Source organism: Kitasatospora cineracea (genome assembly GCF_003751605.1).
Lineage (GTDB): Bacteria > Actinomycetota > Actinomycetes > Streptomycetales > Streptomycetaceae > Kitasatospora > Kitasatospora cineracea.
This window is the reverse complement of the sequence record NZ_RJVJ01000003.1, coordinates 234,617-248,198: the sequence shown is the minus strand read 5'-3', so window position 1 is coordinate 248,198 and position 13,582 is coordinate 234,617. Positions and strand designations below refer to the sequence as shown.

General features: G+C 75.8%; 18 protein-coding genes. 11 read left to right on the top strand and 7 right to left on the bottom strand.

All coding sequences use genetic code 11. From position 1 onward, the window contains the following. Nucleotides 1-39: 39 nt before the first annotated feature. Both EDD39_RS35305 and EDD39_RS35300 read right to left on the bottom strand, forming a co-directional pair. A complete protein-coding gene (locus tag EDD39_RS35305) occupies nucleotides 40-948 on the bottom strand; it encodes a helix-turn-helix transcriptional regulator (protein ID WP_123563673.1) in 909 nt (302 codons plus the stop codon). A gap of 238 nt (nucleotides 949-1,186) precedes the next feature. Beyond that, a complete protein-coding gene (locus EDD39_RS35300; RefSeq protein ID WP_123563672.1) occupies nucleotides 1,187-2,038 on the bottom strand; it encodes an alpha/beta fold hydrolase in 852 nt (283 codons plus the stop codon). Nucleotides 2,039-2,149: 111 nt separating this feature from the next. On the opposite strand from EDD39_RS35300, the gene EDD39_RS35295 reads away from it, so the two are divergent. Together EDD39_RS35295 and EDD39_RS35290 are read left to right on the top strand one after the other, a co-directional pair. Then, entirely contained in the window at nucleotides 2,150-2,554 is a 405-nt protein-coding gene (locus EDD39_RS35295) for a winged helix-turn-helix transcriptional regulator (protein WP_123563671.1), read from the top strand. A 105-nt stretch (nucleotides 2,555-2,659) separates the two neighbouring features. After that, on the top strand, nucleotides 2,660-3,010 hold the full coding sequence (locus EDD39_RS35290; RefSeq protein WP_123563670.1) for a PRC-barrel domain-containing protein: 351 nt from the start codon (nucleotides 2,660-2,662) through the stop codon (nucleotides 3,008-3,010). A gap of 99 nt (nucleotides 3,011-3,109) precedes the next feature. Here the strand turns inward: EDD39_RS35290 and EDD39_RS35285 are convergent, their stop codons facing one another. Beyond that, entirely contained in the window at nucleotides 3,110-3,469 is a 360-nt protein-coding gene (locus tag EDD39_RS35285; RefSeq protein ID WP_123563669.1) for a hypothetical protein, read from the bottom strand. Between the two features lie 453 nt (nucleotides 3,470-3,922). Here EDD39_RS35285 and EDD39_RS35280 point away from each other — a divergent pair, with 453 nt between their 5' ends. Genes EDD39_RS35280 through EDD39_RS35260 form a run of 5 tightly spaced genes read left to right on the top strand, consistent with a single transcriptional unit; the run spans nucleotide 3,923 to nucleotide 7,461 of the window. Beyond that, nucleotides 3,923-4,324: a DoxX-like family protein gene (locus EDD39_RS35280; protein ID WP_208765748.1), complete on the top strand. Its 402-nt coding sequence runs from the start codon at nucleotides 3,923-3,925 to the stop codon at nucleotides 4,322-4,324. Further along, the gene (locus EDD39_RS35275) at nucleotides 4,321-5,304 is read left to right on the top strand and encodes a DUF3419 family protein (protein ID WP_208765747.1); all 984 of its coding nucleotides are present in this window, start codon (nucleotides 4,321-4,323) and stop codon (nucleotides 5,302-5,304) included. Before EDD39_RS35280 ends, EDD39_RS35275 begins: the two co-directional genes overlap by 4 nt. Then, nucleotides 5,301-6,083, top strand: coding sequence for a DUF2071 domain-containing protein (locus tag EDD39_RS35270; RefSeq protein ID WP_208765746.1), 783 nt, complete (start codon nucleotides 5,301-5,303; stop codon nucleotides 6,081-6,083). The genes EDD39_RS35275 and EDD39_RS35270 overlap by 4 nt, the downstream gene beginning before the upstream one ends. Next, nucleotides 6,080-7,036 carry a class I SAM-dependent methyltransferase gene (locus EDD39_RS35265; protein ID WP_123563668.1) on the top strand — a complete coding sequence of 319 codons (957 nt, stop codon included), beginning with the start codon at nucleotides 6,080-6,082 and terminating at the stop codon, nucleotides 7,034-7,036. Before EDD39_RS35270 ends, EDD39_RS35265 begins: the two co-directional genes overlap by 4 nt. Continuing rightward, nucleotides 7,033-7,461 carry a hypothetical protein gene (locus EDD39_RS35260; RefSeq protein WP_123563667.1) on the top strand — a complete coding sequence of 143 codons (429 nt, stop codon included), beginning with the start codon at nucleotides 7,033-7,035 and terminating at the stop codon, nucleotides 7,459-7,461. The genes EDD39_RS35265 and EDD39_RS35260 overlap by 4 nt, the downstream gene beginning before the upstream one ends. 24 nt (nucleotides 7,462-7,485) lie before the next feature. Here EDD39_RS35260 and EDD39_RS35255 read toward each other — a convergent pair whose 3' ends face one another. The 3 genes from EDD39_RS35255 to EDD39_RS35245 form a co-directional block, all read right to left on the bottom strand. After that, complete coding sequence (locus EDD39_RS35255) at nucleotides 7,486-8,097, bottom strand: HIT family protein (protein ID WP_030462343.1); 612 nt, start codon at nucleotides 8,095-8,097, stop codon at nucleotides 7,486-7,488. Nucleotides 8,098-8,209: 112 nt separating this feature from the next. Then, nucleotides 8,210-8,869: a hypothetical protein gene (locus EDD39_RS35250; protein ID WP_208765745.1), complete on the bottom strand. Its 660-nt coding sequence runs from the start codon at nucleotides 8,867-8,869 to the stop codon at nucleotides 8,210-8,212. Then, the gene (locus EDD39_RS35245; RefSeq protein WP_123563666.1) at nucleotides 8,866-9,426 is read right to left on the bottom strand and encodes an RNA polymerase sigma factor; all 561 of its coding nucleotides are present in this window, start codon (nucleotides 9,424-9,426) and stop codon (nucleotides 8,866-8,868) included. Before EDD39_RS35245 ends, EDD39_RS35250 begins: the two co-directional genes overlap by 4 nt. A 395-nt stretch (nucleotides 9,427-9,821) precedes the next feature. Here EDD39_RS35245 and EDD39_RS35240 point away from each other — a divergent pair, with 395 nt between their 5' ends. Then, nucleotides 9,822-10,565 (top strand): SAM-dependent methyltransferase, encoded by a 744-nt coding sequence (locus EDD39_RS35240; RefSeq protein ID WP_244257508.1) that lies wholly within the window; start codon nucleotides 9,822-9,824, stop codon nucleotides 10,563-10,565. Here the strand turns inward: EDD39_RS35240 and EDD39_RS35235 are convergent. Continuing rightward, nucleotides 10,538-11,272 carry a TetR/AcrR family transcriptional regulator gene (locus EDD39_RS35235; RefSeq protein ID WP_123563665.1) on the bottom strand — a complete coding sequence of 245 codons (735 nt, stop codon included), beginning with the start codon at nucleotides 11,270-11,272 and terminating at the stop codon, nucleotides 10,538-10,540. The genes EDD39_RS35240 and EDD39_RS35235 overlap by 28 nt on opposite strands. Nucleotides 11,273-11,373: 101 nt before the next feature. Here EDD39_RS35235 and EDD39_RS35230 point away from each other — a divergent pair, with 101 nt between their 5' ends. The 3 genes from EDD39_RS35230 to EDD39_RS35220 all read left to right on the top strand — a co-directional run bounded on the left by EDD39_RS35230 (nucleotide 11,374) and on the right by EDD39_RS35220 (nucleotide 13,580). Further along, entirely contained in the window at nucleotides 11,374-12,201 is an 828-nt protein-coding gene (locus tag EDD39_RS35230; RefSeq protein WP_123563664.1) for an alpha/beta fold hydrolase, read from the top strand. A 43-nt stretch (nucleotides 12,202-12,244) separates the two neighbouring features. Beyond that, the gene (locus EDD39_RS35225) at nucleotides 12,245-12,937 is read left to right on the top strand and encodes a hypothetical protein (protein ID WP_123563663.1); all 693 of its coding nucleotides are present in this window, start codon (nucleotides 12,245-12,247) and stop codon (nucleotides 12,935-12,937) included. A gap of 106 nt (nucleotides 12,938-13,043) precedes the next feature. Continuing rightward, the gene (locus tag EDD39_RS35220) at nucleotides 13,044-13,580 is read left to right on the top strand and encodes a GNAT family N-acetyltransferase (RefSeq protein WP_123563662.1); all 537 of its coding nucleotides are present in this window, start codon (nucleotides 13,044-13,046) and stop codon (nucleotides 13,578-13,580) included. Nucleotides 13,581-13,582: the final 2 nt, after the last annotated feature.

Below are 13,582 nucleotides of genomic sequence, written 5' to 3'. Positions count from 1 at the left end.
CGGGCGCGGCCGGTACCGGGCCCCGGGCCGCGGGTGGGCTCACTCCCGGCGGGTGGGTGCCGTCCGGCCGGTCCGTCGGGGGTCCGGTCCGGCCTCGCGGGTGGCGGCCCAGCTGGCGAGCAGGCGCAGGCCCTGTTCGGAGGGGGAGCCGGGTTCGGCGGTGTAGACGGTCAGGTGGAGGCCGGGGGCGGCGGTCAGCTCCATGCCCTCGTAGGCGAGGGTGAGGTCGCCGACGGCCCGGTGGTGGAAGCGCTTGGTGCCGCTGCCGTGGTGGCGGACGTCGTGGGCGCCCCAGCGGGTGCGGAACTCGTCGCTGCGGGTGGACAGTTCGCCGACCAGGTCGTGCAGGTCCTTGTCGTGCGGGTCGCGGCCGGCCTCGGTGCGCAGGATGGCGACGGTGATGTCGGCGGCCTGCTCCCAGTCCGGGTAGAAGCGCCGGGCGCCGGGGTCGAGGAACTGGTAGCGGGCGAGGTTGTCCTGGTTGCCGGGGTGGTCGTGCACCTCGGAGTAGAAGGCGCGGGCGAACTGGTTGGCGGCGAGCAGGTCCATCCGGCCGTTGCGGACGAACGCGGGGCCGCCGGTGACGGCGTCGAGCATCCACTGCAGGGCCGGGTGCGCCGTCCACTGCCGGGTGGCGCGGCGGCGGGGGCGGGCCAGCGCGTCGGAGCCGTCGGCGGCCTGGGCCAGGTGCAGCAGGTGGGCGCGTTCGGCGTCGTCGAGCTGCAGGGCGCGGGCGAGGGCCTCCAGGACGGCGGGTGAGGCCCCGGCCAGGTTGCCGCGCTCCAGCTTGGCGTAGTACTCGACGCTCAGGTCGGCGAGCGCGGCGACCTCGCTGCGGCGCAGGCCGGGCACCCGGCGGCGGGGGCCGGCGGGCATGCCCGCCCGCTCGGGGCTGATCTTCGCGCGCCGCGAGGTGAGGAACTCGCGGACCTCCTGGCTGTTGTCCACGCCTCCGACGGTACGACGCCCGGGGCCCGGGTGGGGTGTACCGCCGGTACACCCCACGGCCGTGGCTCGCTGCGCGCGGCGGGAGGGGTGGTCCGGACCAGGTGGCGCCGGTCGGCCCGGATGCCCGCCAGGGGCAACCGCTGGACCCCGCCCGCGAGTTCACCGGCCGGTTCGCCTACGCCGCCGCCGGTGCGGCCGCCGGTGCGCCGTCGGGACCGCCCGGGCGGCAGCCGCCCGGTCACGCCGTTTCCGCGTCCGCGCCGGCCAGGAACGGGCGCAGCAGCGCGAGCAGGGCGTGCGGGCGGTGCAGCGGGACGATGTGGCCGCAGTCCTCGATGACGTGCCCGGTCAGGTCGTCGGCGACCGGGCGGAGTTGGCGTTCCAGCGCGGCGCCGACGGGCCGGGCGCCCAGGGCCAGCGTCGGCACCGTCAGGCGGGCGGCGGCGACCGCCCGCTCGATCTGGGCCGCGCTCTCGGGCAGGGCCCGGTAGTACGAGAACGCGCAGCTCAGCGCCCGGCGGCCGGTGTACGCGCGGACGAAGGCGTCCCGGAGGGCGGGGCGCACCCCGTCGCCGAGCGTGCCGGTGTGCAGGAACCAGTCGACGTAGGCGGCCTCGTGGCCCTGCAGGACGGTCTCGGCGAGGTCGGGCGCGGCGGTGTGGAAGCCGAACCACCACGGCGGCCCGCCCGCGAGGAACTCCTCGGCGCCGGGCAGCGTGCCCAGCAGGGACTCCATGACGACCAGCCGCCGGACCAGGTCGGGGCGGTGCAGGGCGAGCAGGAAGGCCGGCGCGGCGCCCGCGTCGATGCCCGCCACCGCGGCCGAGCGGACGCCGAGTGCGGCGAGGAGCGCCTCGGCGTCCGCGGCCAGGGTGCCCGCGTCGTACCCGGTGGCGGCCCGGCTGCTCGCGCCGAACCCGCGCAGGTCCGGCGCGATGACGCGGTGGCGGTCGGCCAGGTCGGCCATGACGTCCGTCCACAGTTCCCAGGTGTGCGGGAAGCCGTGCAGGAGCAGGACGGCCGGACCGGATCCGGCGAGGGCGACGTTCAGTTCGACGCCGTTGACGGGGACGCGGCGCAGTTCGGGCACGGCAGGGCTCCAGGGGTGGTGGGTGGTGGTGTGGAAGGGTGACCAGGTCACGCTAGGGAACTAGGCTGGTCCGTCCAAGACGGCACTTCTCCCACAGGTGGTGAGCCCCGAGTGACCACATCGAGGACCGACGGACCCGGCCGGCGGCCCGGCGAGCGGGGCGACCTGCTGGATCCGGACTGCCCGACCCGCCAACTGCTCGACCGCCTCGGCACCAAGTGGACGTCGATGGCGGTCAAGGTGCTGGCCGAGGAGGCCCCGGACGAACTCCGCTTCGCCGAACTGCGGCGCCGCGTCCCCGGCATCTCGCAGAAGATGCTCTCCGTCACCCTGCAGAGCCTGGTCCGCGACGGCCTGGTCGCCCGCCGGGTGGAACCCACCGTCCCGCCCGCCGTCCACTACCGGCTCACCGGGCTCGGCCGGTCCCTCGAGGAACCGCTCTCCGCCCTGCGGCTCTGGGCCGAGGCGCACATGCCGGAGATCGACCGCAACAACCGGCTTGCCGACGCGCCGTAGTCCGGCCGGAGCCGGGTCCGACGCCCCGCGGTGGCATGTCCCGGCCCCGTCGGGGCAGTCGAGTGTCCGCAGGACGATCGACACACCCGGACAGAGGAGGCAGCTGTGACCAGCGGACTGTGGGGCTACGGGAACGCCGAGGGGTACGCCGCGGGCTCGGACCTGACCGGCTACCGGGTCGAGGCGACCGACGGCCACATCGGCAAGGTCGACAAGCACACCGAGGACGTCGACGCCGCCTACATCGTGGTCGACACCGGCCCGTGGATCTTCGGCCGCGAGGTCCTGCTCCCGGCCGGGACCATCACCCGGATCGACCACGACGAGAAGACGGTGTTCGTGGACCGGTCCAAGGACGAGGTGAAGAACTCGCCCGCCCGCGACGAGGGCCACCACACCGACGATCCCGCCTACCGCGACCAGCTCGGCGGCTACTACAGCGGCGGCATCATCTGACCCGCCCCCGGAGCAAGGGGCCCCGCACCGGCGGTGCGGGGCCCCTTCGCTGTCCCGGCTCCGCCGCAGGGGCAGAGGCGAGGGCGGGGGCGGGGACGGTCAGGTCGTTCGGCGGCGTCGCTTCATCTCCGCCTCGGCGATGTGGGTGCGGCCCTTCCCGAGGGCGTCGCGGACCTGTTGCTCTGCGGCGACGAATCGCCGGTGATAGCCGTCGTCGTAGGCCTCGACGATCTGGAAGGTCCACATCCCCGGCAGGACGTCGGCCCCCTGGACCTCGCGCTCGACCAGGTCGGCCTGGTCGTGGTGGCCGGCCTCCCGGAGCCGCCGCACCGCCTCGCCGACGGCCTTGTCCGCGTTGCCGGTCAGCTGGTGGAAGTCGTACAGGCGCCCCCGGGCCCGTTCGGTGGTCTCCAGCGCCTGCGACAGGAGCCCCAGCGCTTCCACGGTGGCGTCATCCATGCCGGGCGGCCGGTCGGACTGCCGCTGCGGTTCTCCGTCACTGGTCACGGGTTGTGCCCCTCTCTGCCGGGTCGGTCCGATCGCGTCTATCCCGCCGGACGGCGATGACACCCGGGTACCCGGATCCGGGTCGCGGTCCACCGGCCGGGCGGCGGAGGTCCTCCGGCGCCCGGCCGGTGCTCTCGGCCGGGGTCTGGCCTGGCTTCCCGCACGCCGCACGCCGCGCTCCGGCGCCCCGACGGCCCGGCCGCCCGCCGGAGCAGCCCGGACTCCCGCCGTAACGGACCGCAGCTGCTCGGTCCGGGCCCGCGTCCCCCGCATTGAACGCGTTCAAAATTTGCGGCATGATCGGCGCTGTGAAGCCCGGGGGGAGAACGGGGCCGGCGCCGCCGTGCCCTGCGCCCGAGCGGTCGTGGGAGAGGGGGGACCGTGGGAGACATCGGCAGGACGCGCTTGCCGGCCGTCGCGGTCGCGTTGATGTGGTGGTACGAGGGCTTCTGGTGCAAGGTCTTCCCCGGGCGGGCGGACCAGCGGGCCATCGTGGAGGGACTGCCCCTGCTGCCGGCCGGCGCGGCCAACGCGCTGCTGGTCGCCATCGGCCTCGCCGAGGTCGCGCTCGGGGTGTGGGTGCTGCTGGGGTACCGGCCGTGCGCCGCCGCGGTCGTGCAGACGGTCCTGGTGGTCGGCTTCAACACCGGGGGCCTGCTCGTCGGTTCGCAGCACATCCCCGAGCCCGGCCGGCTGGTGGTCCAGGACCTCGGGTTCCTCGCGCTGATCTGGCTGGTCGCCGCGCGCCGCACCGCGCCCGGCCCGGGGCGGCTGGACGGCGCCGTGCAGGGGGTCCGGGCGCGATGAGCCCTTCCTTCCTCACCCACCGCTCCGCAGCCGCACCGCGCACCCCGGACCCCGCCGCCGGTACGCCGTGGCGGACGGGCCGCCTGCTCGCCGGGCCCGCCGGCCGCCCCCGGGTGCTGTTCGGCCGCATGTACGAGGACCCGGCCGTGGAACTCGCCGCCTTCCCGCCGCCCGGCGCCCGGGTGCTGTGCATCGCGTCCGCCGGGGACACCGCGGCCGCGCTCGCCGCGGCCGGGTACGAGGTCACCGCCCTCGACCTGAACCCGGTCCAGCTCGCCTACGCCAGGACCCGGCTGGAGGACGGGGCGCCCGCCGCGACCGGCACCGCCGAGCGGCTGACCGGCCTGGGCCGGACCGCCGCCGCGGCCCTGCTGCCCGGCTGGCGGCCCGCGGCCGTCGCCGGTTTCCTGCGCCTGGACGACCCCGACGAGCAACGGCGCCGCTGGACGGCCGAGTTCGACGGGCCCGGGCTGCGGCTGCTGGCCGCCGCCGCCCTGCGGCCCGCCGGGGCGCTCGCCACCGTCCTGCGCCCGGGCTTCCGGTGCGTGCTTCCGCGCGGCTTCGACGAGGTGCTGCTGCGCAGGATCGCCCGGACCGTGGCCCGGCACCCCAACGCCGCCAACGACTGGGCCTGGCGGCTGCTGCTCGGCCGCGAACGCCCCGGCGCGGCCGCGGCCCCGGTCGGCCCGGGGCGGGTGCGGCTGGTGCGGGGCGAGGTCGTCGAGCACCTGGAGCGGTGCGCCGCCGGGAGCTACGACGCGGTGACGCTCTCCAACGTGGTCGACGGCCCCGGCCCGCGCTTCGCCCGGCGGCTGCGCGCCGCCGTCGAGCACGCGGTGCGCCCGGGCGGGACCGCGGTGGTGCGCAGCCTGCGCGAACCGGGCCCCGGCGGGGCCGGGCAGGCCGCCGAGGACCGGTCGATGATCTGGGGCGTGGTGCGGGTCGTCCGCACCGGAACGGACGGAGCGAGGGCCCGATGAAGCACCTGCTGCAGCGCCACCCCGTCCCGATGCGGACCCGCTTCGCCCACTCGCTGGTCCTCACCTACGCCCTGCCGCCGCAGGTCCTGGAACCGCTGCTGCCGCCGGGGCTCGCCCTCGACACCTACACCGACCCCGCCGGCACCGAGCACGGGTTCGTCGCCGCGGCCCTGGTGGACACCCGGGACCTGCGGCCCGCCTTCCTGCCCGCCGGCCTCGGCGCCGACCTGATCCTCACCGGGTACCGGATCTTCACCCGCTTCCCCACGCCCGGGGGACGGACCATGCGCGGGCTGAAGATCCTGCGCAGCGACACCGACAGCCGCACCATGGCCGTCGGCGGCAACCTGCTCACCCGCTACCACTACCGGCTCGCCCGGATCGGCAGCCGGGTCGTCGGCGACACCCTGGAGTTCCGGGTCCTCAGCCGCGACGGCCGGGCCGACCTGCACGTGCGGGCCGACCTCGCGGGCGCCCCCGCGGACCTGCCCGCCGGCAGCCCGTTCGCCTGCGCCAAGGACGCCCGGCGCTTCGCCGGTCCGCTGCCCTACACCTTCGAGCACGAGCCCCGGACCGGATCGATGATCGTGGTCAAGGCCGTCCGGACCCACTGGGAGCCGACCCCGGTGGCCGTCGAACTGCCGACCCCGCCCACCTTCTTCCAGCACGGCCCCTTCGCCGGAACGGCACCCGTGCTCGCCAACGCCTTCCACGTCGCCGACCTCGACTACGGCTGGGACGCCGGTCTGCGCCGCGCCGAGAACGGGGCCGAACGATGAGGCGGGCCACGGCGGAGCAGCGGAGCACCCGCGCGGTCCGGGAGGAGGCGGCCCGGGAGGAGGCGGTCCGGGAGGAGGTGGGCCGGGAGGAACCGGTTCGGGAGGAACCGGTTCGTTTCTCCGGCGTGCGGGAGGTCGTCCGCTACAACTGGCCCCTGTACGCGGCGGGCTGCCTCGCCGCCGGGGCGGGCCTCGCGCTCTCGCACCGGCTCCCCCGGCCCGCGGCCGCACTCGCCCGGGCGGGCGCGGCCGCGGCGGCCGCCCTGCTGACCAGCAGCACGGCCGCCACCTGGTGGGTCTACGACCGCTCGGAACTGCGCACCTTCGACTGGCTGGAGGAACTGCTGCCCGCCGGCCCGGGCGAGCACCTGGTCCTCTCCTCCGGCCTCGACGAGGCCGGCCGGCCGGTGGCGGCCCGCTGGCCGCAGCACCCCCAGACCGTGGTGGACCTCTACGACCCCGCCCTCATGACCGAGGGCTCGATCCGCCGGGCCCGCCGCCACGTGCCGCCCGCCCCGCGCACCCTTCCCGGACGCCCCGACCACCTGCCCGCGGCCACCGGCACGACCGACACCGTCCTCGCCGTCTTCGCCGCCCACGAGCTGCGCCGGACCGGCGACCGGCACGAGCTCTTCGCCGAATGCGCCCGGGTGCTGCGCCCCGGGGGTCGCCTCGTCCTGGTCGAGCACCTGCGGGACGCCGCCAACACCGCGGTCTACGGCCCCGGCGCCCAGCACTTCTTCCCCCGGCGGACCTGGCTGCGGGCCGCGGCCGGGGCGGGCCTGCACCTCGTCGCGCAGCGGCGGATCGGCGGTCTCGTCACCGCCTTCGTCTTCGCCGCCCCACCCGCAACCACCCCGCCCGCCGCCACCGCCACCGCCACCGCCACCACCACCGCCACCACCCTGGCCTCCGACTCCCCCGCCCCGACCGGAAAGCGCCTCGCACCGTGACCCACCTGCTCACCCTGGAAGGCCAACTGCGCCTGGTGGGTGCGGCCCTGATCGTGATGGGCGCGTTCCACGCCGTCCTGCCGCGGCTCATCGGCTGGCCGTCCGACCTCGCCGGGACCACCCTGCTGACCCGTCAGGTCTCCTACGCGCACCTCTTCTTCATCGCCCTGACCTGCGTCCTGCTCGGCCTGCTGCCGCTGCTGCTCGCCCCGGATCTGCTCGCCGGGGGCCGGCTCGGCACTGTCCTGCTGGCCGCGCAGACGCTCTTCTGGGGCCTGCGCTGGATCTTCCAGTTCACGGTGTTCTCAACGGAGTTGTGGCGCGGCGACCGGCTGCGGACCGCCGCCCACGTCGCCCTGTCGGTGCTGTGGACCTGGGTGACGGCCGTGTTCGGCTGCGCGCTGGTGGTGGCGCTCAGGGGCTGAGCGGCGCGGGCGGCGGGCAGTCGGTCAGGCGGTCGCCGTGCGGCGGCCGCCGTAGGAGGCGGTCAGGGCGTCGGCGACGGTCTCCGCGTCCGCCCGGGCCGCGTCGGCCGGGTACTCCGGCAGCAGGTCGTCCCAGACGGGCAGCCAGGAGCCGAACAGTTGGAGCTGGCCCGCCGGGCGGGCGAAGAACCAGAGGTGCAGGTGGGCGGCGCCGTCGCCCAGGCGGTAGACGTGGGCCCGGGAGACGTGCGGCAGGGCCTGGACGTGGCGGACGATGCGGGTGGTGAGCACGCCCAGTTCGGCGGCCAGTTCGTCGGGGAGTTCCGCCAGGTCGTAGTGGTCGCGCGGGTACAGCATCAGGGCCAGTGGCACGCCGACGCCCGCGACCCGGTCCAGCCGCCAGTGGTCGGTGAACCACAGGCCCTCGTCGCGGGCCCGGCACATCCCGCAGTCCGCCGGGTCCTCGCCGTGCCGCGGCGGCTCGGGCAGCACCGGCGGGCGCAGCGGCGAGACCCGCAGCCCCTCCGGCTCGAACGGGCTGATGTCCCAGCCGGTCATCCGGGCGAGCGGGAGCCGGAGTTCGCCGTCGGCGGCGGCGCGCGCGTGGTCGTAGAACTCGTCAGGTGTCATAGCCATGATCGAAAGGGTAGCCCCGGCCGCCAGCGCCCTGACGACCGGTCCGCTCCGGCGTCCTGACGGCCGGTCGGACCGCCCGGGTGGGACCGGAGCGCCCTGGTGGGGCCGGTGTTCAGCGGGCCAGGTCGCGGACCAGGGTGCTGCTCACCTGCGGGAGTTCGCCGTACTCGAGGTCGTCGCAGTCCACCGGGAGCTGGTGGATCACGGCGGCCAGCCGGGGCGGGAGCCGGACGTCGAGGCCCTCGTGGCACAGCGCGAGGATCTCGGCGAGGACGCCGGCCGGGAGCAGCGTGTCGCGGCCGCCGAGGACGGGTTGCGACGGGCGGGGGCCGGCCGCCAGGTTCTCGGCCTGGCGACGCCAGACCTCGGCGTCGAGGAACTCGCCGAGGCTGCGGTGCAGCAGGCTCAGGCAGGACGCGGCGGTGTAGGAGCCGCCGCCGGCCGCGAACTGCCACCAGAACTGGGCGCCTTCGCGATGGTGGGCGACGTACAGCAGCGCGCCGAGGACGAGGGCGCCCTCGGGGTGGATGTGCGCGTCGTTGACCAGCAGGTCCAGCGAGGCGGCGGCGGTGGGCATGGCCAGGACCAGGGAGGTGGCGAGGTCGAGTTCGTGGGCGGCCTGGAGGTGTTCGGAGGGGAACGGCCGGGGGGCGGTGAGCAGCCGGTCCCAGGAGACGGCCGGGCCTTCCGGGTCGTCCGGTCCGGTCGGGCCGCCCGGGCAGGGGCGGGGCGGCCGGGTGGGCGAGGGGAGACTGTCGCGTCCGGTGGTCATCGGGGTTCCCCGCTCCGGGCGCCGAGGGCCGCGGCCAGCCGGGCGAGGGCCTGGGCGGCGGTGGAGCGGACGTTGGCCTCGGTGGTGGCCAGGCAGTCGGCGATCTGCCGGTCCGTCAGGCCGAGCAGGTAGCGCAGCAGGACCACGTCGTGGCGGCGCTCGGAGAGTCCGCGCAGCGCGGCGTACAGCTCCCGGTGGCTGCCGTCGGTCTCCGGCAGGTGCTGGGCGCGCTCGGCGGCGATCCGCACCGCGCAGACCCAGAGCGGGACGTGTTCCGGGGGCGGCGGCGGTGCGCCGTCCATCATCCGCTGCAGCAGGGCCGCGCCGACCTCCTCCTTGAGGATCGTCCAGGCCTGGAAGGCCGGGAACTGCTCGCGCAGGATCCGCGGCCACTCCCGCCACACCCGGCTCTTGGCGAGTTCCACCGCGCCGCGCGCAACGGCCGGGTCGCCCAGGCGCGCACCGGCGAAGCCGGTCCACGTCCGGTGGTGGGTATCGCAGAATGCGTCGAACGTCAGGCGGTGCCGGTCGCCCACCGCCCACTCGCTCTCGTTCACGCCCACACTCCTCCCCAGCGGCCCCGGGTCGCCGGAACTCGCTTTCCCGGTAGGAACATTAAGGCGCATCAGGTGTCGAGATGGTAATCCGGCACAAGAGGTTTCAAGATCAGACATAAGTCGTTCCGACGGAAAATCCGACTGTTCGGCGCCCCGACCGGATCCGATCGCCCCCTGATCGATTCCGACCGTTCCGCCCGGCGGAGCGCCCGCGACGGGCAACCACCCTTGATTGTCGGTTCGTACGTATGGGCATAGTGGGCGGAGTGAGCGGAGTGACGGACGATCAGGGGGAGCTCGTGACAACGGACGCACGCGACCGGAGCGGCAGCAACGGCGGCCGGGGCGACGGCGTCGAGGTCAACCTCGACATCCACCTGGCGCACTCGGCCCGGATGTACGACTTCTACCTCGGCGGGACGACCAACTTCCCCGCCGACCGGGAGGCCGCCGGCCGTGCCCTGGCCGTCTTCCCCTACGCCCGCTCCGCCGCCCGCGCCAACCGCGCCTTCATGCGCCGCTCGACGCGCCTGCTCGCCCGCTCCGGCATCCGGCAGTTCCTCGACATCGGCACCGGCATCCCCACCTCCCCCAACCTGCACGAGGTCGCCCAGCAGGTCGTCCCGGACGCCGCGGTGGTCTACGCCGACAACGACCCGATCGTGCTGCTGCACGCCCAGGCCCTGCTGCACGGCACCGAACAGGGCGTCACCGCCTACGTCCAGGCCGACGTCCGCGAGCCCGACGCACTGCTCGAGGCCGCCGCCCGCACCCTCGACTTCGAGCAGCCGATCGCGCTCAGCATGAACGCCCTGCTGCACTTCGTCCCGGACGACGCGCACCGGATCACCGAGGGCCTCAAGGCCCGGCTGCCCCGCGGCTCCGCGCTGGTGATCAGCCACCTCACCCCCGACTTCGCCCCCGACGAGACCACCCGGCTGATCCAGGTCTACACCGCCGCCGGCACGCCCGTCGCGGCCTGCACCAGCGAGGAGTTCGGCCGCTTCTTCACCGGCTGGGACGTCCTCGACCCGGGCGTCGTCGCCACCACCCGCTGGAACCCCTCGCTGGAGGAGGACACCGAGCGGATCAGCGACGCCGGCGCCTCCTGCTACGGCGCGGTGGCCGTCCGCCCCTGAGCCCCGCGCCCGCCGTCGTCACCGCAGCCGCCCGCCGCGCCCGCCGCGCTCTCCGGGCTCTCCGCGATCGCCATGCCCACCGGGCTCTCCGCGATCGCCATGCCCACCGGGGCGGACGGCCAGGCGCGCATGGCCAGGGCGGCGATGCGTTCCAGGGTGGCGCGGTCGGCGCCGTCGCGGGCCTGGGTGGACATGCCCTGGATGACGGAGGCGTAGAAGGCCGCGAGGCCGTCCGCCTCGTCCCGGGTCACGGGGGGCAGTAGGCCGGCCGCGGCGTCGGCGGTGATCCGGGCGGCGAGGGCCTGTTTGACGCCCTCGCGGAGGGCGCGCAGTTCCTCCCGGACGTCCTGGGCGGCGTCGGTGGTGTTGGTGGCGCCGTCGACCACGAAGCAGCCCGGGGGGTGGCCGGGTTCGGCGTACCCGGCGGCGGCCAGTCCGAGCATCGTCTCGACGGCCTCGCGCGCGGTCGGCCGGGCGAGCGCCCGGGCGCTGTAGCTGCCGTGGGTGGCGGCGTAGCGCTGGACGGCGGCGGTGAAGAGCTGCCGCTTGTCGCCGAACGCCGCGTACAGGCTGGGCGGGTTGATGCCCATCGCCCTGGTGAGCCCGGACAGCGAGGTCGCCTCGTAGCCGTGGCGCCAGAACTCGGTCAGTGCCGCGTCGAGCGCGGCGTCCCGGTCGAAGCTGCGCGGGCGTCCCTTGGTGGCCATGGCGGTAATTCTATAGCGATCCCTACAGAGCGTGCTACGGTCATTTCGTAGCGACCGCTACAGAATTCAGGTGCCACACCGCGCCCGGAGGGGGAACTCCCATGTCCATCGCCACCGCATCCACCACGTCCGTCCTGCTTACCCCGCCCGCGCCGCTCGCCCGCACCGTGCTCGGCTCCGGTCCCGGCCTGGTGCTGGCCCACGGCGCCGGCGGCGGCACCGCCGCGAACTACGGGCCGCTGCTGGACGGCCTGGCCGCCCGGCACACCGTGGTCGGCGTCGACTGGCCCGGCAGCGGCGGATCCCCGCGCGCCGCGGGCCCGTTGGACACCGACGAGCTGGCCGACCAGCTGGTCGCCGCCGCCGACGCCGCGGGGCTCGAACGCTTCGCCCTGGCCGGGTTCTCGCTGGGCGGCCCGGTCGCCGTCCGGGCCGCCGCCCGCCACCCGGAGCGGGTCGTCGCCCTGGTGCTGACCGCGACCTTCGCCCACCGGGACGCCCGGCTCGACCTGGCCGCCCGGCTGTGGGGCGAGCTGTACGCGTCCGGCGCGCACGACCTGCTCGCCGAGCACCTGACCCTGGCCGCGTTCGGCCCCGACGCGCTGCAGGCCCTCGACCCGGCCGCACTGCGCGGGGCGATCGCCGCGGTGGCCGCCACCGTCCCGTCCGGCACGCCCGAACAGGTCGACCTGGTGCGGCGGATCGACGTCCGCGCGGACCTGGCCCGGGTCCAGGCGCCCACCCTGGTGATCACCACCACCGCCGACCCGCTGGTCTCGCCGTCCCTGCAGCGCGAGCTCGCCGACCGCATTCCCGGCGCCCGGACGGCCGAACTGCCCACCGGCCACCTGCCGTTCGCCGAGCAGCCCGAGCAGTGGCGGGCCCTGATCACCGACTTCCTGGCCGAGCACACCGCGACCACCGCCTGACGCACCCGCCCACCGCAGCCGGGCCGCTGTTAGCGTGCCGGGCATGGCGAACGGCGACGCGGTGAACGGCAGCACGGGCAACGGCGATGCGGGCAACGGCGATGCGGGCAGTGGCGACGCGGGCAGCGGCAGGGGCAGGACCGCCGCGCCCGGCTCGGTGGTCCTGGTCCTGGCGGCGGCGGTGGCCGGGGCGTGGGGCGTCGGGGCGCTGGCGGACGGGGTCGACGGGGCGGACGGGGTCCGGGACGCGCTGCGCGGGGACGGGCTGGCCGTGTTTGGCGGGTACGGGGCGGCGGTGCTGGCGGGCAGCGCGCTGCGGACGGCGACGCCGAAGTACCGTTCCCGGCCGGTGGGCGCGGTGTGGGCGGGGGCCGTGCTGGCACTGGCGTTCGGCGCGCTGCTGGCGCTGCTGGCCTGGCCGGTCGCGGAGATCGCCCCCGCTACGGGCCACGACCCGGTCTCGAACCGGGACCCGGGCTTCGTCTACCCGCTGTGGCTGGCGTTCACCCTGCTGCCGCCCGCGCTGGCCGCGGCGGGCGTGCAGATGGGGCTGCCGCTGGCCCCGCAGCCGAAGACCGGGACCGAGGCCGGGATAGAGGCCAGGGGCGGCTCCGGGGTACGGGCCCGGACGTCCCTCCCGCTGCCCGCCGCGGACACCGTGCGGCGCGGCGTGCTGCGCGGACTGGCCTGGGGGGCGGCCCCGTTCGGGTTGCTGCTGCTGTTGTCGGCGCTCTGAGCCGGCCTCCCGCGCCGGCCCGCGCCACCGCCCCGGAAACCCTTGGACGGGCGGGCGGCGGCCTGCTGCAATGGGCCGGGGAACGCCCGCGACGGAGGGGACGACGATGGCGGAGGACGCGCGGGGCGCGGCAGCGGACGGGCGGGGCACGGCGGCGGCCGAGGTCAGGCTGCGGTTGTCGGTGCGCGGCCTCACCGACGCCGATCTGCCGTCCTGCGGTTGGGCCGGTTCGCCGAAGCACGTGCGCGAGCTCGCCGGGCAGGTCCGGCGGGCCGCGGCGGGCGAGATCGACTACCTGGCGGCGTGCACGCCGGCCGGGCTGCCGGTGGCGCTGTGCGGCGTCGACTACGCGGTGGTGCCCGGGGCGGGCACGCTCTGGCAGCTCGGCGTCCATCCCGCCCTGCAGTCCTGCGGGATCGGCACGCTGCTGATCGGCGCCGCCGAGCGGCGGATCGCCGCCCGCGGCCTGGTCCGCGCCGAGCTGGGCGTCGAGGAGTCCAACCCGCGGGCCCGCGCCCTCTACGAGCGCCTCGGCTACCGCGCCTTCGGCCGGGCGCCCGACTCCTGGGACGTGGAGGACGAGGACGGCACGCTCCGCCGCTACGAGACGATGTGCGTCCTGATGCGCAAGATCCTGGCCTGAGC